At 71.4% G+C, this 20047-nt stretch carries 21 protein-coding genes and 1 riboswitch; of the genes, 11 read left to right on the forward strand and 10 right to left on the reverse strand.

All coding sequences use genetic code 11. The features are described 5' to 3' along the window. Window positions 1-11 precede the first annotated feature (11 nt). Window positions 12-1508 carry a phytoene desaturase family protein gene (locus ACIQM3_RS22845; protein ID WP_401627050.1) on the forward strand — a complete coding sequence of 499 codons (1497 nt, stop codon included), beginning with the start codon at window positions 12-14 and terminating at the stop codon, window positions 1506-1508. Between the two features lie 52 nt (window positions 1509-1560). Here the strand turns inward: ACIQM3_RS22845 and ACIQM3_RS22850 are convergent, their stop codons facing one another. The 5 genes from ACIQM3_RS22850 to ACIQM3_RS22870 all read right to left on the reverse strand — a co-directional run bounded on the left by ACIQM3_RS22850 (window position 1561) and on the right by ACIQM3_RS22870 (window position 6025). Then, window positions 1561-2472, reverse strand: a complete 912-nt coding sequence (locus ACIQM3_RS22850; protein WP_401627051.1) for a hypothetical protein — start codon at window positions 2470-2472, stop codon at window positions 1561-1563. A gap of 50 nt (window positions 2473-2522) precedes the next feature. Continuing rightward, the gene (gene metF / locus ACIQM3_RS22855) at window positions 2523-3440 is read right to left on the reverse strand and encodes a methylenetetrahydrofolate reductase [NAD(P)H] (protein ID WP_401627052.1); all 918 of its coding nucleotides are present in this window, start codon (window positions 3438-3440) and stop codon (window positions 2523-2525) included. 119 nt (window positions 3441-3559) lie between these two features. Continuing rightward, window positions 3560-4210, reverse strand: coding sequence for a thiamine phosphate synthase (gene thiE, locus ACIQM3_RS22860; RefSeq protein ID WP_401627053.1), 651 nt, complete (start codon window positions 4208-4210; stop codon window positions 3560-3562). Window positions 4211-4358: 148 nt separating this feature from the next. Continuing rightward, complete coding sequence (locus tag ACIQM3_RS22865; RefSeq protein WP_103513527.1) at window positions 4359-4724, reverse strand: Rv2175c family DNA-binding protein; 366 nt, start codon at window positions 4722-4724, stop codon at window positions 4359-4361. Between the two features lie 62 nt (window positions 4725-4786). After that, the gene (locus tag ACIQM3_RS22870; RefSeq protein ID WP_401627054.1) at window positions 4787-6025 is read right to left on the reverse strand and encodes an NAD(P)/FAD-dependent oxidoreductase; all 1239 of its coding nucleotides are present in this window, start codon (window positions 6023-6025) and stop codon (window positions 4787-4789) included. 145 nt (window positions 6026-6170) lie between these two features. Next, a riboswitch (TPP riboswitch) is annotated at window positions 6171-6283 on the forward strand. On the opposite strand from ACIQM3_RS22870, the gene thiO reads away from it, so the two are divergent. The 6 genes from thiO to ACIQM3_RS22900 all read left to right on the forward strand — a co-directional run bounded on the left by thiO (window position 6281) and on the right by ACIQM3_RS22900 (window position 12095). Further along, on the forward strand, window positions 6281-7495 hold the full coding sequence (thiO, locus tag ACIQM3_RS22875) for a glycine oxidase ThiO (RefSeq protein ID WP_401627055.1): 1215 nt from the start codon (window positions 6281-6283) through the stop codon (window positions 7493-7495). It overlaps the preceding riboswitch by 3 nt. Window positions 7496-7593: 98 nt before the next feature. Further along, window positions 7594-7788 carry a sulfur carrier protein ThiS gene (thiS, locus tag ACIQM3_RS22880; RefSeq protein ID WP_401627441.1) on the forward strand — a complete coding sequence of 65 codons (195 nt, stop codon included), beginning with the start codon at window positions 7594-7596 and terminating at the stop codon, window positions 7786-7788. A 2-nt stretch (window positions 7789-7790) separates the two neighbouring features. After that, window positions 7791-8585: a thiazole synthase gene (locus tag ACIQM3_RS22885; protein WP_401627057.1), complete on the forward strand. Its 795-nt coding sequence runs from the start codon at window positions 7791-7793 to the stop codon at window positions 8583-8585. 126 nt (window positions 8586-8711) lie between these two features. Further along, complete coding sequence (pknB, locus tag ACIQM3_RS22890) at window positions 8712-10634, forward strand: Stk1 family PASTA domain-containing Ser/Thr kinase (protein ID WP_401627059.1); 1923 nt, start codon at window positions 8712-8714, stop codon at window positions 10632-10634. A 21-nt stretch (window positions 10635-10655) separates the two neighbouring features. Next, complete coding sequence (locus ACIQM3_RS22895) at window positions 10656-11519, forward strand: deoxyribonuclease IV (RefSeq protein ID WP_401627061.1); 864 nt, start codon at window positions 10656-10658, stop codon at window positions 11517-11519. 69 nt (window positions 11520-11588) lie between these two features. Then, the gene (locus ACIQM3_RS22900) at window positions 11589-12095 is read left to right on the forward strand and encodes a DUF4396 domain-containing protein (RefSeq protein ID WP_401627063.1); all 507 of its coding nucleotides are present in this window, start codon (window positions 11589-11591) and stop codon (window positions 12093-12095) included. A 16-nt stretch (window positions 12096-12111) separates the two neighbouring features. Here the strand turns inward: ACIQM3_RS22900 and ACIQM3_RS22905 are convergent, their stop codons facing one another. After that, window positions 12112-12744 (reverse strand): sulfite oxidase-like oxidoreductase, encoded by a 633-nt coding sequence (locus tag ACIQM3_RS22905; RefSeq protein WP_401627064.1) that lies wholly within the window; start codon window positions 12742-12744, stop codon window positions 12112-12114. A 155-nt stretch (window positions 12745-12899) separates the two neighbouring features. Here ACIQM3_RS22905 and bfr point away from each other — a divergent pair, with 155 nt between their 5' ends. Beyond that, the gene (gene bfr, locus ACIQM3_RS22910; RefSeq protein WP_356707303.1) at window positions 12900-13379 is read left to right on the forward strand and encodes a bacterioferritin; all 480 of its coding nucleotides are present in this window, start codon (window positions 12900-12902) and stop codon (window positions 13377-13379) included. A gap of 42 nt (window positions 13380-13421) precedes the next feature. Here bfr and ACIQM3_RS22915 read toward each other — a convergent pair whose 3' ends face one another. Together ACIQM3_RS22915 and ACIQM3_RS22920 are read right to left on the reverse strand one after the other, a co-directional pair. Further along, window positions 13422-13691, reverse strand: a complete 270-nt coding sequence (locus ACIQM3_RS22915) for a bacterioferritin-associated ferredoxin (protein ID WP_401627066.1) — start codon at window positions 13689-13691, stop codon at window positions 13422-13424. A 159-nt stretch (window positions 13692-13850) separates the two neighbouring features. Further along, window positions 13851-15197, reverse strand: a complete 1347-nt coding sequence (locus tag ACIQM3_RS22920; protein ID WP_401627068.1) for a class II 3-deoxy-7-phosphoheptulonate synthase — start codon at window positions 15195-15197, stop codon at window positions 13851-13853. Window positions 15198-15301: 104 nt separating this feature from the next. On the opposite strand from ACIQM3_RS22920, the gene ACIQM3_RS22925 reads away from it, so the two are divergent. The 3 genes from ACIQM3_RS22925 (at window position 15302) to ACIQM3_RS22935 (ending at window position 17810) form a co-directional block, all read left to right on the forward strand. Beyond that, the gene (locus ACIQM3_RS22925; protein ID WP_124277238.1) at window positions 15302-15358 is read left to right on the forward strand and encodes a trp operon leader peptide; all 57 of its coding nucleotides are present in this window, start codon (window positions 15302-15304) and stop codon (window positions 15356-15358) included. A 95-nt stretch (window positions 15359-15453) separates the two neighbouring features. Then, window positions 15454-17364 (forward strand): anthranilate synthase family protein, encoded by a 1911-nt coding sequence (locus tag ACIQM3_RS22930; protein ID WP_401627070.1) that lies wholly within the window; start codon window positions 15454-15456, stop codon window positions 17362-17364. 47 nt (window positions 17365-17411) lie between these two features. Continuing rightward, entirely contained in the window at window positions 17412-17810 is a 399-nt protein-coding gene (locus ACIQM3_RS22935; protein ID WP_401627072.1) for a hypothetical protein, read from the forward strand. Here ACIQM3_RS22935 and ACIQM3_RS22940 read toward each other — a convergent pair. Together ACIQM3_RS22940 and ACIQM3_RS22945 are read right to left on the reverse strand one after the other, a co-directional pair. Then, window positions 17807-18811, reverse strand: coding sequence for a 2-hydroxyacid dehydrogenase (locus ACIQM3_RS22940; protein WP_401627074.1), 1005 nt, complete (start codon window positions 18809-18811; stop codon window positions 17807-17809). The two genes, ACIQM3_RS22935 and ACIQM3_RS22940, sit on opposite strands and share 4 nt — an antisense overlap. 99 nt (window positions 18812-18910) lie before the next feature. Next, window positions 18911-19948: a 6-phosphofructokinase gene (locus tag ACIQM3_RS22945; RefSeq protein ID WP_401627076.1), complete on the reverse strand. Its 1038-nt coding sequence runs from the start codon at window positions 19946-19948 to the stop codon at window positions 18911-18913. Window positions 19949-20047: the final 99 nt, after the last annotated feature.

Here is a 20047-nt window from a genome sequence, read left to right on the forward strand (position 1 = left end):
GGGTCACTGACATGGCACGAATTGCGGTGATCGGCGCCGGGACCGGCGCGATGGCGGCGGCTGCCCGGCTCTCCGTGGCAGGCCACCGGGTGACGGTGTACGAGCGGTCGGAGACCTACGGCGGCTCGCTCGGCCGGTACACGCGTGACGGTTTCGTCTTCGACACCGGCCCCGGACTGCTGCATCTCCCCGCGGTCTACCGCGACCTGTTCGTGAAGACGGGCAAGGAGAGCCTGGAGCAGTGCGTCACGCTCACCCAGGTCGACCCGGCGAGCCGCCATCTCTTCGCGGACGGCACGGCGGTGTCCCTGCCCAACGCCTCACGGGCGGGGGTGGTCGGCGCGCTGGACCGTGCACTCGGTGAGGGGGCCGGGACCCGTTGGGGGGACTTCCTCGGCCGGGCCGGGACCGCCTGGGACCGGTCGCGCAGGCCGCTGCTGGAGGAGCCGCTGCCCGAGGACCCGCGACCACTGGGCCGCGACCCCTACCCCGCGGTGCGCCGGCGCAGGCTGCTGCGCGCCGCCCGGGAGGCGGGGACGGTGGCGGAGGTGGGCGCCCGGGAGCTGGCGGACCCCCGCCTGGCGGCCCTGCTCGACGGTTACGCCCTGTCGTACGGGCTCGACCCCCGGCGCGCCCCGGCCGCCGCGGCCCTCCTGCCGTACATGGAGGAGACGTTCGGCACCTGGTACGTCGCCGGGGGCATGCGCGCGCTGGCGGACGCGGTGTACGAGCGGTGTCTGGCCCGCAGGGTCGAGTTCGTCTTCGGCGCCGAGGTGGTCCGCGTGTCCGAGAAGGACGGGCGGGCGGCAGGGATCGAGCTGGCGGACGGCACCGGCGTGGAGGCCGATCATGTGGTCCTCGGCGCCCAGCCGGCGCCCGGGCTCCTGCCGGTCGGGGAGGGGTGGCCCGCCAGGGAGCACGGGGGTGCGGTGCCGGGGCGCTTCGTCGTCCTGCTGTCGCTGCGCGGTGCCCGGGAGGCCGGCGCCGTGCACCGGACCGTGGTGCACGCCGCGGACCCGGGCGGGGAGCAGGAGGCGGTGTTCGGCGGCCGGACGGCGGAGCGGCCCACGGTGACGGTGCTGCGCCCGGACGACCCGGCCACCCGCCCCGACGAGGAGCACGAGGCGGTGACCCTGATGGTGACGGTGGCGCCGCACGGTCCGGTCGACTGGACGGACCCCGCGCTGCGCGGGCGGTTCGCGGACGCGGTGATCGGCCGGGCCGCCGAGGCCGTTCCGGACCTCCGCGAGCGGATACTCCACACCGAGGTGCGCACGCCGGCCGAGACGGCCGCCGACACGGGAGCCGAGGGCGGCTCGGTGCCGGCTCCGGCCCTGGCCGGGGCGGGCGGCGCCTATCTGCACTCCGGGAACCGCACCCCGCTGCCGGGCCTGTATCTGGCGGGCGGCTGGTCGCATCCGGGCGGCGGGCCGGCCCACGCCGGGATGTCGGGTGCCCTGGTGGCCGGCCTGCTCGTGGAGGGTGACGGCTTCCGCGGCTCGCAGTGAGCCCCCGGGCCCACCGGGGCCGGCCGCCGCGTGCGGGCGGCCGGTCCGCGGGTCAGTAGCGGTACTGCTCGTTCTGGCCGGTGTCGTATCCGTTGCCGTACGGAGCGGGCTGGACGGGTGCTTCCGGCGGCAGCGGGGGGTACTGGTCGCTCTCGCGCTGCTGCGGGACCCAGACGCCGCCCGGCGGGGTGTCGGTGTACTGCCCGGTGTACGGGTCCGCGGGCTGCTGCCCGGCGCCGTAGGAGGGGTCGTAGCCGCTGTCGTACGCCGCGTACTGCCCGGTGCCCGTGGTGGTGCCCGTGCCGATGTAGGGGTCGGAGTAGGCGGCGTAGCCCGCCTGGTCCGTCCCGTAGTCGTACTGGCCCGCGTAGGTGCCCTGGTCCTGGTGGGTGTCCTGGCTCCCGTAGCCGCCCTGACCGCCGTAGAGGTCCTGGTCGGCAGGCCGGCCGTAGCCGTTGTACGGGTCGTAGCCGGCGTGCTGGGGCTGCGGTCCGCCGTGCTGGTCCTGGCCGTCGCGGCCCGCTGGGGCGGGGTCGGTGTAGATGCCGTACTGCCCGGTGTCGTCCGGCAGCGGCTCCGGTGCGTAGACCGCGGCGGGGACCGCCCCTGTCTGCTGGTCGTCCCCCTCGTACTCCAGGCCGGAGACCTCGAGCGTGGGCTTCCGGCTTCCCGCGCCGCCCGCCCGGCGCCGGCGGCGGCTCTCACCCGGGCTGCCGCCGATGGCCCATCCCGTCGAGAAGCCGCGCCTGAAGGAGAGCGTCACATACGTCTGGCCCGTCGCGAAGGCGATCGCCCCGAGGGCGATCACCGGCACGGAGGGGATCAGGACACCGAGGACCACACCGAGGAAGCCGGCGAAGGCGAGCAGCCGCCAGCGCAGGCGTGCCTTGTACTGCAGGAGCACCTCGCCCAGCAGCCACAACGCCACGATGCCGAATGCGATGTAGAGGACCGTCCAGCCCACGCCCGCCCCCTCCTACGGCCACCGCCCCGGTTGGTGGCGGGTACGGCCGGTCAGGACTGCTTGTGCAGTCCGAGATTCTCGTAGATCTCGAGTGTCGCCGTCGAGTTGTTGAGCGTGATGAAGTGCAGCCCCGGGACACCCTCGGAGAGCAGTTTCGCGCAGAACTCCGTGGCGAACTCGATGCCAATGGAGCGTACAGCCGCCGGGTCGTCCTTCGCGGCGAGGATGCGCTCTTTCAGCGAGGAAGGCAGGGACGCGTTGCTGAGCTGCGCGAATCTCTCCAGCTGTTTGACGCTGGTGAGCGGCATCACCTCGGGAATGACCGGGGTGTCGCAACCCGCGGCGACCACGCGGTCACGCATCTGCAGATAGCTCTCCGGATGGAAGAACATCTGGGTGATCGCGTAGTCGGCACCGGCGCGGCACTTGTCCACGAAATGACCGATGTCGGTGTCCCAGTCGGCGGATCGCGGGTGCATCTCGGGAAAGGCCGCGACGCCGACGCAGAAATCACCGGCTTCCTTGATCAGCCGGACGAGATCCGCCGCGTACCGCACGCCCTGCGGGTGCTCGACCCACTCACCCATCGGGTCGCCGGGCGGATCTCCGCGCACCGCGAGGATGTTGCGGATACCGGCGTCGGCGTACTGCCCGACCATGTTGCGCAGCTCGGCCACGGAGTGGTCGACGGCGGTGAGGTGTGCGACGGGCGTGAGCGTGGAGTCCGCGGCGATCTGCTGGGTCGCCCGGACCGTCCCGGAGCGGGTCGAACCGCCGGCCCCGTACGTCACGGAGACAAAGCTCGGTCCCACCGCCTCGACCCGGCGCAGGGCGTTCCAGAGGTTCCGTTCGCCCTTCTCTGTCTTGGGCGCCCAGAACTCGAACGAGAACGACGTCTCGCCGGTCGCGAGCAGCTCACGCACGGTGCGCGCGTGATCTGTCCGGGTGGAAGGTGTACCAAGGGCCATACTGGGAGGTTAACCAGGGCCCGGCGGTCCCCCAACCAGAGCGAGGGAATTGCCCGGAATGAGGTGGGTTTTGTCCACCCTTCGGACAGCCGCTCCGACCGGGTGCGAGGCCGCCCGGTTCAGACGGCGCGTGCCCGGATGCGTCGCGCGAGCGATGCCGCCGCCTCGGCCGGGTCCGCCGCCTCGGTGATCGCCCGCACGACGACGACGCGACGGGCCCCGGCGTCCAGCACCTCGTCGAGATTGCCCGCGTCGATCCCGCCGATGGCGAACCACGGCCGCGTCGTGCCGAGCGAGGCGGCGTAGCGCACCAGGCCGAGGCCCGGGGCGTGCCGGCCGGGCTTGGTCGGGGTGGGCCAGCAGGGGCCCGTGCAGAAGTAGTCGACGCCGGCCTCGGCGACGGCGGCGTCGACCTCGGCCTCGGCGTGGGTGGAACGGCCGATCACCACGTCGTCGCCGATGACGGCGCGGGCGGCCGGCACCGGCAGATCGCCCTGCCCGAGGTGCAGCACGTCGGAGCCGATGGCATGGGCGACATCGGCCCGGTCGTTCACCGCGAGGAGCGCTCCGTGGCGCTTGCAGGCGTCGGCGAACACCGCGAGGTGTTCGAGCTCCTCGGCCGCCTCCATGCCCTTGTCCCGCAACTGCACGATGTCCACGCCGCCGGCCAGCACGGCGTCGAGGAACTCGGGGAGGTCCCCCTGCCGCTTGCGGGCGTCCGTGCACAGATAGAGCCGGGCGCCGGAAAGCTGGTCGCGAGGCGTGGACATGAAGATTTCCCCCGTCGGTACGTCGTTCGGATCACTGGTGCGGCGACAACTCACCGTACGTCGATGGATCGCCGTGCCGTCAGGACCGGTTACGGCGGGGTGCGGGCCGCGATGTGCCACGGCCCGCACCCCGCTCACGGTCCTCCGGTCAGACGGCGAGCGCCTGGGCCCGGCGCTTCACCTCCGTACCGCGATTCTCGCTCAGGGCCTGCGCGGGGGTGCCGGGCAGGGTCGGGTCGGGGGTGAAGAGCCAGTCCAGCATCTCTTCGTCGTTGTAGCCGTCGTCCCTCAGGAGCGTCAGGGTCCCTGCGAGACCCTTGACCACCTTGTCGCCGTCGATGAAGGCGGCAGGCACCTGGAGCGCCCGGTTCTCACCACGTCGTACGGCGATCAGCTGGCCTTCCTTGACCAGCTGCCGTACACGCGTCACCTCGACATCGAGCATTTCCGCGATGTCGGGAAGGTGGAGCCAGGCGGGGACGAGAGCATCGATCTTTGCGTCAATCTCGGTCACAGGGACAAGCGTGCCATCCCGGACCGACAGTCGGTACCCGGGCCGGGCGTACGAGGCCGCGCCTACCCCTGGAGCACCGTCGATTTCAGCGGTACGGAGGAGTCGGCGGCCCGCGCCGGGTCGATCCGCGCCCCCGCTTCGACGAGCCTGCGCCCCTGCGCCAGGTCGCGGGGCCTGCTGACGGCCAGAACGGCGACCAGGACCCCCTGCCGCAGCCAGCAGACCGTCCAGGACGGGTCACCGGGGTCGCCGCGCCACAGCAGCGTGTCGGCACCCGCGTGATGGCCTGCGTACTGCACGAAGCGGCCGAACTGCTCGGACCAGAAGTAGGGCACCGGGTCGTACGTCCTGACCGCACCGTCCGCGAGGGCGGCGGCGACCGTCCGCGGCCCCTGGAGCGCGTTGTCCCAGTGGTGGACCAGCAGCCGCTCCCCGTAGCGGGCGGACGGGAAGGAGGCGCAGTCGCCCACGGCGTAGACATCGGGCAGCGAGGTGCGGAGCGAGCTGTCCGCGGTGACCGAGCCGTCGGGGCCGAGCGCGATGCCCGAGCCCGCGAGCCACGCGGTGGCGGGCCTCGCGCCGATGCCGACGACCACCGCCCCGGCGGGGATCACCCGTCCGTCCGCGAGGTGGACGGCACCCTGTTCGACGCCGGCGACCCGGGCGCCGGTGAGGAGTTCGGCTCCGCTCTCGGCATACCAGGCGGCCATGGGCTCGGCGACCTCGGCGGGCATCGTGCCCGCGAGGGGGCGGCCTGCGGCCTCCACGACGGTGACCGCGCACCCGGCCGCGCGGGCCGCCGTGGCGAACTCGGCGCCGATCCAGCCCGCTCCGACGACGACCACGTCGTGCTGCCGCTCCAGGACGGGCCGCAGCCGTGCCGCGTCGTCGAGGGTGCGCAGCAGATGGACGCCGGGCACGCCCTCGGAACCGGGCAGTCCGACGGGTTCCGCTCCGGTGGCGAGAACCAGCACGTCGTAGGCGACGGGCCCCTCCGGGGTGTCCAGCTCGTGCGCCCCTGCACGCAGTCCGGCCACGTCGAGCCCCAGGCGCAAGGTGATGTCCAGGGCCTCGAAGTCGACGTCGAAGGCGGAGTCCTCCGCCTTGCCGAGCAGGACCGCCTTGGACAGGGGCGGCCTGTCGTAGGGCTGGTGGGGTTCGGCGCCGATCAGGGTGACGGGGCCGGTGAAGCCCTGTTCGCGCAGGGCCACGGCCGTCTGCACTCCGGCCATGCCGGCACCCACGATCACGACTCCGCTGCCCCGCTGCCCCGCTGCCGGGTCCTGTGTCCGCTCGCTCACCTGTCCACCCTAGGGCCTCCCGTCCGGATCACGCCGGGCTCTTGGGACCTGGCCGGCGACCGCGGGAGGACGGACCGCCGGGTGAACGGGCCACCGGTGCCGGTCCCTTACCGGCTGCGAGGGGCGGGGTCTAGGCTGGCCACCGTAAGGCACTCGCGGGAGTCCGGGCGTACCGGGCTGAGAGGGAGGCTGGCCGGCCTCCGACCGTACGAACCTGATCCGGGTCATGCCGGCGAAGGGAGGGGCTGGACGCCCATGCGTATCTCCGCAGACAGTTCCGACGTCCTGGTCGTCGGAGGCGGCATCATCGGGCTGGTGACCGCCTGGCGGTCGGCCCAGCAGGGCCTGCGCACCACGGTGGCCGATCCCGCGCCGGGCGGCGGCGCCGCCCAGGTCGCGGCCGGGATGCTCGCCGCCGTCACCGAACTCCACTACGGCGAGCAGACGCTGCTCGGCCTCAACGTGGCGTCCGCCGCACGCTATCCGGCGTTCGTGGCCGAGCTGGAGGAGGCGAGCGGGCAGGAGACCGGCTTCCGCGCCTGCGGCACCCTGTCCGTCGCGCTGGACTCGGACGACCGGGCGCATCTGCGGGAGCTGCACGCTCTGCAGCAGCGTTCCGGGCTGGAGTCCGAGTGGCTCAGCGGCCGCGAGTGCCGCCGTCTGGAGCCGATGCTCGCCCCCGGTGTGCGCGGCGGGCTGCGCGTCGACGGCGACCACCAGGTGGATCCCCGGCGGCTGGCCTCGGCCCTGGTCACCGCGTGCGAGCGGGCGGGGGTGGTCTTCCGCCGTGCCTGGGTCCAGCGGCTCTCCGTCCTGGGCGGCCGCGCGACGGGAGCGGTCCTGGCGGACGGCACCGAGCTCGCGGCCGGCCAGGTGGTGCTCGCCGGCGGCAGCCTCAGCGGCCGGTTCCAGGGCGTTCCCGAGGCGGTCCTGCCGCCGGTGCGCCCGGTCAAGGGCCAGGTGCTGCGGCTGACCGTGCCTCCCGCCTACGCCCCCTTCCTCAGCCGGACGGTGCGGGCGGTGGTGCGCGGCAGCCAGGTGTATCTGGTCCCGCGTGCCAACGGTGAGCTGGTGGTCGGCGCGACGACGGAGGAGATGGGCTGGGACACCACGGTCACCGCGGGCGGGGTGTACGAGCTGCTGCGGGACGCCCATGAGCTGATGCCCGGCATCACGGAGCTGCCGCTGACCGAGACCCGGGCCGGTCTGCGGCCCGCCTCGCCGGACAACGCGCCGCTGCTGGGACCCACGGCACTGCCCGGCCTGCATCTCGCCACCGGACACCACCGCAACGGGGTGCTGCTGACCCCTGTCACCGGCGATGTGATGGCCCATGTGCTGACCACCGGCGAGCTGCCCGAGGTGGGCCGCCCCTTCGCGCCGCGCCGCTTCGCCGCCGTCCCCCCGGAGAGCCCACCGGCCTCCGCCCCCGAAGAAACCGCCCCCGCGCCGCAGGAGCAGCCCGTATGACACAGCCCGTGCCCGCCGCCGTCCCGGGTTCCGAGCCCGAGGCCGGTTCCGCGCCCCTTTCCGAGTCCGTTTCCGTTTCCGTTTCCGAGTCCGTTTCCGTGTCCGTCAACGGGGAGAGCCGCACCGTGCCCGCGGGCACCGCACTGGACACTCTGGTCGCGGCGCTGACCACGGCGCCCTCCGGGGTCGCCGCCGCGGTGAACGAGGCGGTCGTCCCGCGCGGTCAGTGGTCCGCCACCACGCTCGCCGACGGCGACCGTGTCGAGGTCCTCACCGCGGTCCAGGGAGGCTGACCATGTCCGACGATCTCTTCACGCTCGGTGCCACCGCGTTCTCGTCCCGGCTGATCATGGGGACGGGCGGGGCGCCCAGCCTCGACGTACTGGAACGCTCCCTGATCGCTTCGGGCACCGAGCTGACCACCGTGGCGATGCGCCGGCTCGACCCGACCGTGCAGGGCTCGGTGTTCTCCGTCCTGGAACGCCTCTCCATCCAGGTCCTGCCGAACACCGCGGGCTGTTTCACCGCGGGCGAGGCCGTGCTGACTGCGAGGCTGGCCAGGGAGGCGCTGGGCACCGACTGGATCAAGCTGGAGGTCGTGGCCGACGAGCGGACCCTGCTGCCCGACCCGATCGAGCTGCTGGACGCCGCCGAGATCCTGGTCGACGACGGCTTCACAGTCCTGCCGTACACCAATGACGACCCGGTTCTGGCCCGCAAGCTCCAGGACGTGGGGTGCGCGGCGATCATGCCGCTCGGCTCCCCCATCGGGTCCGGGCTCGGCATCCGCAACCCCCACAACTTCCAGCTGATCGTCGAGCAGGCCGCGGTCCCGGTGATCCTGGACGCCGGCGCCGGGACTGCCTCGGACGCGGCGCTGGCGATGGAGCTGGGCTGTGCCGCTGTGATGCTCGCCTCGGCGGTGACCCGGGCGCAGGAGCCCGAGCTGATGGCGGCGGCGATGCGGCACGCGGTGGACGGCGGACGCCTGGCGTACCGGGCGGGGCGCATCCCGCGCCGCCATTTCGCGGAGGCGTCCTCGCCCACGGAGGGCCGCGCGGTGCTGGATCCGGAACGCCCGGCCTTCTGAGACCGTGCACCGGCGGGGATCTCCCCGTCACAGCACGCGCATGCCCCTGTCACGGCTCGGCACCGGAACGGCCCCCGGGAGGCCCGGCCCATCCGTGGTGTCCGTGACAGCTCGTAGACTCGCCCCGTGGACACGACCCTCCAGGACCCCCTCGTCGGGCAGCTGCTCGACGGCCGCTATCGCATCGATGCGCGCATCGCCGTCGGCGGTATGGCCACGGTCTACCGGGCCGTGGACACCCGGCTCGACCGGGTGCTCGCCCTCAAGGTGATGCACCCGGCGCTGGCGACCGACGCGGCGTTCGTCGAGCGCTTCATCCGCGAGGCCAAGTCCGTCGCCCGGCTCGCCCACCCCAATGTGGTGGCGGTCTTCGACCAGGGCGCCCAGGGCGCGTATGTGTACCTGGCGATGGAGTACGTCGCCGGGTGCACCCTGCGCGACGTCCTGCGTGAGCGCGGGGCGCTGCAGCCCCGGGCGGCGCTGGACATCCTCGAGCCGGTGCTGGCCGCCCTCGGCGCCGCGCACCGGGCGGGCTTCGTCCACCGCGACATGAAGCCGGAGAACGTCCTGATCGGGGACGACGGCAGGGTCAAGGTCGCCGACTTCGGTCTCGTACGCGCTGTGGGAACCGCCACGGACACCACCGGCTCGCTCCTGGGCACGGTCTCGTACCTCGCTCCGGAGCAGATCGAGCAGGGCACGGCCGACACCCGGTCCGATGTGTACGCCTGCGGTGTGGTGCTCTACGAGATGCTGACCGGCGGCAAGCCCCATGGCGGTGACACCGCCGCCCAGGTCATCTACCAGCATCTGAACGAGGACGTCCCGGCGCCGTCCGGAGCCGTTCCGGGCCTGGCCGACGGACTGGACGAGCTGGTGGCCGCAGCGACGGCGCGCGACCCCGACGTCCGTCCGTCCGACGCGGTCGCCCTGCTCGCCCGGTCCCGTGAGATACGGGCGGCTCTGACCGAGGAGCAGCTCGACGCGATGCCTCCGCAGGCCATCACGGAGGAGCACGACGGCGCCGAGGACCGTACGAGCGTGATCCCCAGGGTGATCCCGGCCGGCCAGGGCACCGCGCACCACACCAGCCGGCTGGAGATGCCCCCGTCCTCGCCCCGGGAGCCCGGGCGCGGGCGACGCGGGCCCTTCACCGGCCGCGGCCGGCGCGGGACGCTAGCCGTGCTCGTCGCCGTCCTCCTGGTGCTGGGGGCCGGTGTGGGCGTCTGGTACATCAACTCGGGGCAGTTCACCCGGGTCCCGTCCCTCCTGGGCCAGACCCGGAGCGCCGCCGAGAAGCGGCTCGCGGACGAGGGGCTCGATCTGAAGGGCGTCGAATACGCCTACAGCGACACGGTGGAGCGCTCCACGGTGATCAGCAGCGATCCGGGCTCCGGTGACCGCATCCGGGGCAACGACGCGGTGAAGCTGGTGATCTCGCGCGGTCCGGAGATCGTGAAGGTCCCCGACGTCGAGGCGCTCGCCCTCGCCGAGGCCCGGCGGGAGCTGAAGAAGTCGGGACTCGCACCCGGGATGGTGACCCGGGAGTTCAGCGAGGAGATCGACCGGGGCAAGGTCATCCGTACGGATCCGCGGCCCGGCACCGAGCGCCATCCCGACTCGGCGGTCGCCCTGGTCGTCAGCAAGGGCAGCCCGGTCGACGTGCCCGACGTGTCCGGCCTCTCCGTCGAGGACGCCACTGCCGCTCTGGACGAGGCGGGCCTCAAGGCGAAGGTGCTGAGCGACCGGGTCAACTCACGCGAGGCCGCGGGCGAGGTCGCCCGGCAGTCGCCCGGCAGCGGCGCGGAGGCCACCGAGGGCGACACGGTGGAGCTGACGGTCTCCAAGGGCCCACGCATGCTCCAGGTCCCCGATGTCACGGGGAAGGACGTCGACGAGGCCCGGAGCACACTGGAGGAGGCGGGGTTCGAGGTCAAGGTCGACCGCCCGTTCCTCTCCTTCAGCGACACGGTCGGCAGCCAGTCGGTCGAGGGCGGCGAGAAGGCCGCGGAAGGCTCCACGATCACCATCAGGACCAAGGCCCTGTAGACCCACGAGGACTGGCAGCACATGCGCAACCCCATCGGCGGTCACGTCCCCGTGGCCGGCGGACTCGCCAAGGTCGGCCTCGGCTACGCGCGGGAGCTGGCGGCGGAGACCGTGCAGGTCTTCGTCGCCAATCCGCGCGGCTGGGCGACACCGCCGGGGAACCCGGCACAGGACGAGCTGTTCCGCTCGGAGTGCGCCGCAGGGCGGATCCCCGCGTACGTCCATGCCCCGTACCTGATCAACTTCGGCTCGCACACCGAGGCCACGGTCGAGCGGTCGGTCGTCTCGCTGCGCCACTCGCTGCGGCGGGCGAGAGAGATCGGTGCTCTGGGCGTGGTGGTGCACACGGGCTCGGCGACCGGCGGACGCGCGCGCGAGGTGGCGCTCGCCCAGGTGCGTACGCACATGCTTCCGCTGCTGGACGAGCTGACCCAGGACGACGACCCGTTCCTGCTGCTGGAGTCGACCGCGGGGCAGGGCTCCTCGCTCTGCTCGCGGACCTGGGACTTCGGCCCGTACTTCGAGGCGCTGGATTCCCACCCCAAGCTGGGGATCTGCCTGGACACGTGCCACATCTACGCGGCGGGCCACGATCTGACCGGTCCCGCGGGCATGCGGCAGACCCTGGATCTGCTGGTGGACACGGTCGGTGAGGGCCGGCTGAAGCTGATCCACGCCAATGACTCCAAGGACGTGGTGGGCGCCCACAAGGACCGGCACGAGAACATCGGTGCGGGCCATATCGGCGCCGAGCCGTTCCGCGAGCTGTTCTCGCACCCGGCGACCGAGGGCGTGCCGCTGGTCATCGAGACGCCCGGCGGTAAGGAAGGCCATGCGGCGGATGTGGCGCGACTGAAGGAGCTGCGGGGCTCCCGCCGAGCTTAGAGGGAATACCCCCCAGGGGTATGAGGTTCCATGGGCGTAGGGACCGTGACCCGACTTTGGGGGCATCTCATGCGTCACGAGGCACACCACGCGCACACCCGCACCACGCATCAGGGACATCAAGACGAAGAGAGCGGCGCCTCGGCCTGGGCCGTCGCCGCACGCGCGACCCTGCACTGCCTCACCGGCTGCGCGATCGGCGAGGTCCTGGGCATGGTGATCGGTACGGCGCTCGGCTGGGGCAACGTACAGACCCTGGTGCTCGCGATCGTCCTGGCGTTCTTCTTCGGTTACGCGCTGACCCTGCGCTCGGTCGTGGGCGCCGGTCTGGACTTCCGCACGGCCGTCCGGGTCGCGCTGGCCGCCGACACCGTGTCCATCGCGGTGATGGAGCTCATCGACAACGGGGTGATCGCACTCTGGCCGGGGGCCATGGACGCCGGCCTCTCGGACGGAACGTTCTGGACGGTCCTGGCCTTCGCGCTGGCAGCGGCCTTCGTCGTCACGACGCCGGTCAACAAGTGGATGATCGGCCGCGGCAAGGGGCATGCCGTGGTGCACGGCTACCACCACTGACTGCGCGGCGGGACCGTCAGAGCTCGGGGCCGTCCCCGGGCTCCTCCTGGTAGGAGTAGCGCTGCTCGCTCCACGGGTCGCCGATGTTGTGGTACCCGCGCTCCTCCCAGAACCCACGGCGGTCGGCCGACATGTATTCGATGCCCCGGACCCATTTGGGCCCCTTCCAGGCATACAGATGCGGCACGACGAGGCGCAGCGGGAATCCGTGTTCGGCGGTGAGCAGTTCGCCGTCCTTATGGGTGGCGAACAGCGTCCGGTCGGACGCGAAGTCGGCGATCCGGAGGTTCGAGCTGAAACCGTATTCGGCCCAGACCATCACATGGGTGACGTGGGGAGCCGGAGGTGCCAGTTCCACCACCTCACGGGCCAGGATTCCGCCCCATTCGGCGCCGAGCATGCTGAATTTCGTCACGCAGTGGAGGTCCGCGACGACGGAGGAGAAGGGAAGTGCCGTGAATTCCTGGTGATTCCAGCAGTGCTTGTCACCGTCGGCCGTGGCCCCGAAGACCCTGAACTCCCAGCGGTCCGGTTTGAACTTGGGGACGGGCCCGTAATGGGTGACCGGCCAGCCGCGCTGCAGCCGTTGCCCCGGTGGAAGCCCGGACTGCTCTGCTGCGCCGCGTTCCCGGCTTTCCGGCTGACCCATGCCTCCATGGTGACAGACAGGCAGGGGTGGTCATGACCAGGGGAGAGTCGATTCGGGCAACTCATACTAAGCGTGCACTTACTGGACGGCTGCATGGTGCGATGCGAGGATGCGCGCAAACGTGCCCAGTTCACCGGTTGGAAGGAGCCTCTGCGATGCAGGGCGACCCCGAGGTCCTCGAGTTCCTGAACGAACAGCTGACCGCCGAATTGACTGCCATCAATCAGTACTTCCTGCACGCGAAGATGCAGGACAACTTCGGCTGGACGAAGCTCGCCAAGTACACCAGGGCCGAATCGTTCGACGAGATGAAGCACGCGGAGATCCTCACCGACCGGATCCTGTTCCTGGACGGCCTGCCCAACTATCAGCGGCTCTTCCATGTGCGGGTCGGCCAGACGGTCACCGAGATGTTCCAGGCCGACCGTCAGGTCGAGGTGGAGGCGATCGACCGCCTCAGGCGGGGCATCGAGGTGATGCGCGGCAAGGGCGACATCACTTCGGCGAACATCTTCGAGTCCATCCTCGAGGACGAGGAGCACCATATCGATTATCTGGACACCCAGCTGGAGCTGGTCGAGAAGCTCGGTGAACCGCTCTACATCGCCCAGCTGATCGAGCAGCCGGACAGCTGATCCGCGGCTCCGACACTGTTCCGCGCGGTCCGCGAGGAATTCTCAGGCGGCGTCGGAAAGCCTGACGGCCGGCGTGGTGCCGACAGCGACGGGCGCACCGGCCGGGGCGCCCGTCGGCGCCGTACGTCCCTCGATGAGCTCACGGCTCGGGCACTCGCCACGGCCCAGCAGCGCCTGGATCCTGCGGACGCAGCCACCGCAGTCGGTACCGGCCTTGCAGGCGGAAGCGATCTGGCGAGGCGTGCACGCTCCGCCGTCCGCATGCCGCTTGACCTGGTCCTCCGTGATGCCGAAGCAGGAGCAGACGTACATGCGCTTCACCTCCCGACGGGTCGATCGCTGCGCCGTCCCGAATTCCCGGTGAGGCTAACCTAACCTTACCCGCGAGCTCCCGCACACAAAAGCCCCGGTACGCCTGTGGGGCACGGATCACATCGATCCGTGCCCCACGTGCGTCACCAGGGGTGATCCCTACTGGTCGCGGTACATCTCGGCGACCAGGAAGGCCAGGTCGAGGGACTGGCTGCGGTTGAGGCGCGGGTCGCAGGCCGTCTCGTAGCGCTGGTGCAGATCGTCCACGAAGATCTCATGGCCGCCGCCGACGCATTCGGTGACGTCGTCGCCCGTGAGCTCGACGTGGATGCCGCCGGGGTGCGTCCCGAGCTCCTTGTGCACCTCGAAGAAGCCCTTGACCTCGTCGAGGACGTCGTCGAAACGGCGCGTCTTGTGGCCGGACGCGGCCTCGAAGGTGTTCCCGTGCATCGGGTCGGTCACCCACACCACCTTGGCGCCGGACGCGGTGACCTTCTCGACCAGCTCGGGGAGCTTGTCGCGGACCTTGTCGGCGCCCATGCGGACGATGAAGGTAAGTCGGCCGGGCTCGCGCTCGGGGTCGAGGCGGTCGATGTAGCCGAGCGCCTCGTCGACGGTGGTCGTCGGGCCGAGCTTGATGCCGATGGGGTTGCGGACCTTCGAGGCGAACTCGATGTGCGCGCCGTCCATCTGCCGGGTGCGCTCACCGATCCAGACCATGTGGCCCGAGGTGTCGTACAGCTGACCGGTGCGCGAGTCGGTGCGGGTCAGCGACGACTCGTAGTCCAGGAGCAGCGCCTCGTGCGAGGCGTAGAACTCCACCGCCTTGAATTCGGCCGGGTCCGTGCCGCACGCCTTCATGAAGTTCAGCGCGTTGTCGATCTCGCGGGCCAGGGCCTCGTAACGCTGCCCGGACGGCGAGGACTTCACGAAGTCCTGGTTCCAGGCGTGCACCTGGCGCAGGTCGGCGTAACCACCGGTGGTGAAGGCGCGCACGAGGTTCAGCGTGGAAGCGGACGCGTGGTACATCTGCTTCAGCCGCTGGGGGTCAGGGATACGGGCGGCCTCGGTGAACTCGAAGCCGTTGACGGAGTCGCCGCGGTAGGTCGGCAGCGTCACGCCGTCGCGGGTCTCGGTCGGCTTGGAGCGCGGCTTGGAGTACTGCCCGGCGATCCGGCCGATCTTGACGACCGGCACGGAGGCCGCGTACGTCAGGACGGCGCTCATCTGGAGCAGCGTCTTCAGCTTGGCCCGGATGTGCTCGGCGGACACGCCGTCGAAGGCCTCGGCGCAGTCGCCGCCCTGCAGCAGGAACGCCTCGCCCTTGGCGACGGCTCCCAGGCGGGCGCGCAGCTGGTCGCACTCGCCTGCGAAGACGAGCGGAGGATACGACTCGAGGTCCGCGAGTACGTCGCGCAGAGCCTCGGCATCGGGGTACTCGGGCTGCTGCGCCGCGGGAAGGTCTCGCCAGGTGTGGCCACCGGCGACGGAGGTATTGGCGTTCACGGTCACCTTGACAACATTACGGGGTCGGCGAGCGCGCCCCGTCCGCCCGCTCAACAAATGAGACGCGCGCTCGTTTGTCCACCGTGTCCGCTAAGGTACGTGGCATGTTCGCGCAGACAACCCAGAACTGGTGGTGGACCGCTCATCCGGCGGCCCGCTGATTCATCGCGCGTACAGACTTCGCGAAGGCCGCCCGAGGGGCGGCCTTCTCTGCGTTCCGGAGCCGGGGGCCGTTCCTCATCAGGAAGGAACGCCCATGCCCGAGCCCATGTCCCGGCCCACGCCCGGCCGTGCCGTCGACCTGCTGTCCATGCTGCTCCGTGACGACTCCCCGCCCTTCGCCCTGCTGCGCAGGCGCACGCCCGGCAGGGACCACGACGTCGTCGAGGTCCTGACCGGTGAGGTGCGGGAGGTGGACCGGCTCGCCGACATCCCGGTGGGCGATCTGCCCTCGCTGGCCCTGGTGCCCTTCCGGCAGATCGCCGAGCGCGGTTTCGACGTACGCGACGACGGCACCCCGCTCTCCGTGCTGGTCGCCGGGAAGGCGTACGAGCTGCCGCTGGCCGAGGTGCTCGCGCAGCTGCCCGGCCATGACGTGCGGGTCGAGGACGGCGCCTTCGACGTCTCCGACGAGGAGTACGCCGAGATCGTCCGGCGGGTCGTCGAGGACGAGATCGGGCAGGGCGAGGGCGCGAATTTCGTGATCCGGCGGACCTTCGGCGGCGAGATCCCCGGTTTCGGCCGGGCCGACGCGCTGGCGCTGTTCCGGCGGCTGCTGTCGGGTGAGCGCGGGGCCTACTGGACGTTCGTCGTCCACACGGAGGACCGGACGCTGGTCGGCGCCAGCCCGGAGGTCCATGTGCGGATGTCCGGCGGGACCGTCGTGATGAACCCGATCAGCGGGACCTACCGCTACCCGGCCGAGGGGCCGACCGCGGAGAGCCTGCTGGCCTTCCTCGGCGACCGGAAGGAGACCGAGGAGCTCTCCATGGTGGTCGACGAGGAGCTCAAGATGATGTGCACCGTCGGCGACATGGGCGGCGTGGTGGTCGGGCCCCGGCTCAAGGAGATGGCCCATCTCGCGCACACGGAGTACGAGTTGCGCGGGCGTTCCTCACTGGATGTGCGCGAGGTCCTGAGGGAGACCATGTTCGCGGCCACGGTCACCGGCTCCCCCGTGCAGAACGCCTGCCGGGTGATCGAGCGGTACGAGCCTGGGGGCCGCGGCTACTACGCGGGCGCCCTCGCGCTGGTGAGCCGGGAGCCCGGCGGGGCACAGACGCTGGACTCGCCGATCCTGATCCGCACCGCCGACATCTCGGCGTCCGGCCGGCTGCGGGTGCCGGTCGGGGCCACGCTCGTACGCCACTCCGACCCTGCGGCGGAGGTCGCCGAGACCCACGCGAAGGCGGCGGGTGTGCTCGCGGCGCTGGGCGTCCGGCCGGGGCGGCCACCGGCGGAGGCGGACCGTCCGCGGCTGGCGTCCGATCCGCGGGTGCAGGCGGCCCTGGACGACCGGCGCGGCGGGCTGGCCCCCTTCTGGCTGCGGATGCAGGAGCGCACGCAGGACCTGGCCGGCCATGCGCTGGTGGTGGACGGCGAGGACACCTTCACGGCGATGCTGGCCCATCTGCTGCGCTCGGCGGGCCTCACGGTCTCGGTGCGCCGGTACGACGAGCCCGGGCTCCGCGACGCCCTGCGGGCGCACGAGGGGCCGGTGGTACTGGGGCCAGGCCCCGGCGATCCGGGGGACGCGGCCGACCCGAAGATGCGGCTGCTGCGGGGGCTGGCCGCCGAGCTGGTGCGGGAGCACCGCCACGGGCTGCTCGGCGTCTGCCTCGGCCATGAGCTGATCGCGGCGGAGCTGGGCCTGGAGATCGCACGGAAGGTTGTGCCGTACCAGGGGGCGCAGACCCGGATCGATCTGTTCGGCAGGCCCGAGACGGTCGGCTTCTACAACAGCTTCACCGCGCTCTGCGACGACGCGGCGGCCACGGAGCTGAGCGCCCACGGCATCGAGGCGAGCCGGGACACGGCCTCCGGCGAGCTGCACGCGCTGCGGGGCCGGGGCTTCGCCTCGGTGCAGTTCCACCCCGAGTCGGTGCTGACGCTGCGCGGCGCGGCGATCGTGACCGGGCTGCTGGCGGCGCTGCCCGTGCCCAGCTGAAGGGCCCGGGATCCGGCACACACCGTCCGACAACTTTAGTTGCCGTAATGGGCTTCGGTAACGCCGGCTGGAGAGTGATGGACTCGGCGGTCTCGCGGCTGACGGCGCGCGCCGCGCGGACCGCCGGTTCCTACGGCGCGAGTTACGAACAGCTGGGTGCGGCCTGGGGCATAACGCGGCAGGGCGCCCGCAAGAAGTGGCCCGACGCGGTCGACCGGCCGGCGGCAGCGGCGGAGCGGGGCACCGTCGAGCTGTTCGGGGGCACGGCCGAGCTCTTCCTGGAGTCCTCGTCGGGCAGCTGGCGGTGGACAGGGCGGGGTGCGGACGGCACAGACGGCACGGCCGACGGGGATGCCCTCTGCGGCTCGAAGGAGGAGGCAGCGGCGTACGCGGGCGCGTTCCTGAAGGAGCACGCGGAGAAGCACGCGAAGGGGCACGCGGGCTAAGGCGCGGGAAGCACCGGGACCAGGACGTTGTCGCTGCGGCGGCCCGCCAGGTAGTCCGTGACGTTCCGCACCGTGGCGTCGATGATCTGCCCCACCGCGTCGCGCGTGTAGTACGCCTGGTGCGAGGTCACGATGACGTTCGGGAAGGTGACGAGCCGGGCGAGGGTGTCGTCGTCGATGCCCTCCATGGATTTGTCGACGTAGAAGAGCCCTGCCTCCGCCTCGTAGACATCGAGCCCCACACCGGTGAAACGGCCGGTCCGCAGCTCGGTGACGAGAGCGCGGGTGTCGATGAGGCCGCCCCGGCTGGAGTTGACCAGGATCGCGTCGTCCTTCATCAAGGACAGGGACTCCTCGCCGATGATGTGCCGCGTGGCCGGCAGCAGGGGCACATGGAGGCTGATCAGGTCGGACTCGGCGAACAGGCGCTCCTTGTCCACGTACGTCATGCCGAGCGCGGTGCAGGCGGGATTCTCGGCGACGTCCCAGCCGAGCAGCTCCATGCCGAAGCCGTGGGCGATCCGGGTGAACGCCTCACCGATCTTCCCCGTGCCGACCACACCTGCCGTGCGGCCGTGCATGTCCCGGCCGAGGAGCCCGTCGAGCCGGAAGTCGAAGTCCCGGGTGCGGCTCACCGCACGGACGATGCGGCGGTTGACGGCCATGGCCAGGGTCCAGGCGAATTCGGCGACCGAGTGGGGCGAGTAGTACGAGACGCGGGCGACGCGCAGGGCGAGCCGTTCGGCGACGTCGAGGTCGATGTTGTTGAAGCCGGTGGAGCGCTGGGCGATCATCTGCGTGCCGCCCGCCGCGAGTGACTGCAGGACGCGGCTGCCGAGGTCGGCGTTGACGCTGGTGGAGATGATCTCGTAGCCCGCCGCGATCGGGGCGGTGTCCTCGGTGAGGAAGACGTCCAGGCAGCGGACGTCGTGCAGGCCGGCGAAGGCCTTCTCGATCAGTGGCTTCTCGTCGGACTGCACGCCGAATGCCAGGATTTCCACGACGTCTCCCGGAGAAGGGGGGCGGGGCCGGTCCTCGCGAATATACGACCCGCGCCCCCGGGGCGCCGCTCGGCCGGAGCGGGGCCGGCCGGAGCGGGATCAGCCGAAGAACACCCCGGCCTCCGCGTACAGGGCGGGGTCGACGGTCTTCAGGCGGGCCGTCGCCTCCGCGATCGGCACCCGCACGATGTCCGTCCCCCGGAGAGCGACCATCACTCCGGTGGCACCCTCGTGGACCGCGTCGATGGCGTGCAACCCGAAGCGGGTCGCGAGCCAGCGGTCGAAGGCGCTCGGTGTGCCGCCGCGCTGGACATGCCCGAGGACCGTGGTCCTGGCCTCCTTGCCGGTGCGCCGCTCGATCTCCTTGGCCAGCCATTCGCCCACACCCGAGAGCCGGACATGACCGAAGGAGTCGTGGGAATCGTCCTTGAGGATCATCTCGCCCCGCGCGGGCGCCGCCCCCTCGGCCACCACCACGATCGGCGCATAGCTCGCCCGGAAGCGGGAGGTGACCCATTCGCAGACCTGGTCGGTGTCGAAGCGCTGCTCCGGGATGAGGATGACGTTGGCCCCGCCGGCCAGACCGGAGTGGAGCGCGATCCAGCCCGCGTGGCGCCCCATCACCTCGACGACGAGTACCCGCATATGGGATTCGGCCGTGGTGTGGAGCCGGTCGATTGCCTCGGTCGCGATGGAGACGGCGGTGTCGAAACCGAAGGTGTAGTCGGTGCCGGAGAGGTCGTTGTCGATGGTCTTGGGAACGCCCACGCACGGGACGCCGTAGTCGTCGGACAGCTTCGCCGCGACGCCGAGGGTGTCCTCCCCGCCGATCGTGATCAGGGAGTCGATCTCGTACTTGGCGAGGCTGTCCTTGATGCGGCGGACCCCCTGGCCGGCGTACTCGTCGTCGAACGGATTGGTCCGGGAGGAGCCGAGGATGGTGCCACCGCGCGGCAGGATGCCCCGCACCACCGGTATCGAGAGCGGCACGGTCACGCCCTCCAGCGGGCCGCGCCACCCGTCGCGGAACCCGGTGAAGTCGTAGCCGTACTCCTGCACGCCCTTGCGGACGATCGCGCGGATGACCGCGTTGAGTCCGGGGCAGTCGCCGCCCCCGGTCAGTACTCCGACCCGCATGAAAGCATCCCTTCGCCGAAGTGAGCTCGCTACGGGCCACGCTAATGGTGACCCAGGTCACTTCGGGATGGGTCGGACGGTCAATTCACTCTCGATACG

Source organism: Streptomyces sp. NPDC091271, from assembly GCF_044757505.1.
Taxonomy (GTDB): domain Bacteria; phylum Actinomycetota; class Actinomycetes; order Streptomycetales; family Streptomycetaceae; genus Streptomyces.

What these genes read in the sequence shown, in the direction of transcription:
- ACIQM3_RS22945 (WP_401627076.1), bottom strand. Translation starts at nt 19,948, where the DNA reads ATGCGGGTCGGAGTACTGACCGGGGGCGGCGACTGCCCCGGACTCAAC.
- ACIQM3_RS22915 (WP_401627066.1), bottom strand. Translation starts at nt 13,691, where the DNA reads ATGTACGTCTGCTCCTGCTTCGGCATCACGGAGGACCAGGTCAAGCGG.
- thiO (WP_401627055.1), top strand. Translation starts at nt 6,281, where the DNA reads ATGCGTATCTCCGCAGACAGTTCCGACGTCCTGGTCGTCGGAGGCGGC.
- ACIQM3_RS22935 (WP_401627072.1), top strand. Translation starts at nt 17,412, where the DNA reads ATGGGCTTCGGTAACGCCGGCTGGAGAGTGATGGACTCGGCGGTCTCG.
- ACIQM3_RS22845 (WP_401627050.1), top strand. Translation starts at nt 12, where the DNA reads ATGGCACGAATTGCGGTGATCGGCGCCGGGACCGGCGCGATGGCGGCG.
- ACIQM3_RS22905 (WP_401627064.1), bottom strand. Translation starts at nt 12,744, where the DNA reads ATGGGTCAGCCGGAAAGCCGGGAACGCGGCGCAGCAGAGCAGTCCGGG.
- ACIQM3_RS22900 (WP_401627063.1), top strand. Translation starts at nt 11,589, where the DNA reads ATGCGTCACGAGGCACACCACGCGCACACCCGCACCACGCATCAGGGA.
- ACIQM3_RS22930 (WP_401627070.1), top strand. Translation starts at nt 15,454, where the DNA reads ATGCCCGAGCCCATGTCCCGGCCCACGCCCGGCCGTGCCGTCGACCTG.
- metF (WP_401627052.1), bottom strand. Translation starts at nt 3,440, where the DNA reads ATGGCCCTTGGTACACCTTCCACCCGGACAGATCACGCGCGCACCGTG.
- ACIQM3_RS22895 (WP_401627061.1), top strand. Translation starts at nt 10,656, where the DNA reads ATGCGCAACCCCATCGGCGGTCACGTCCCCGTGGCCGGCGGACTCGCC.
- ACIQM3_RS22885 (WP_401627057.1), top strand. Translation starts at nt 7,791, where the DNA reads ATGTCCGACGATCTCTTCACGCTCGGTGCCACCGCGTTCTCGTCCCGG.
- bfr (WP_356707303.1), top strand. Translation starts at nt 12,900, where the DNA reads ATGCAGGGCGACCCCGAGGTCCTCGAGTTCCTGAACGAACAGCTGACC.
- thiE (WP_401627053.1), bottom strand. Translation starts at nt 4,210, where the DNA reads ATGTCCACGCCTCGCGACCAGCTTTCCGGCGCCCGGCTCTATCTGTGC.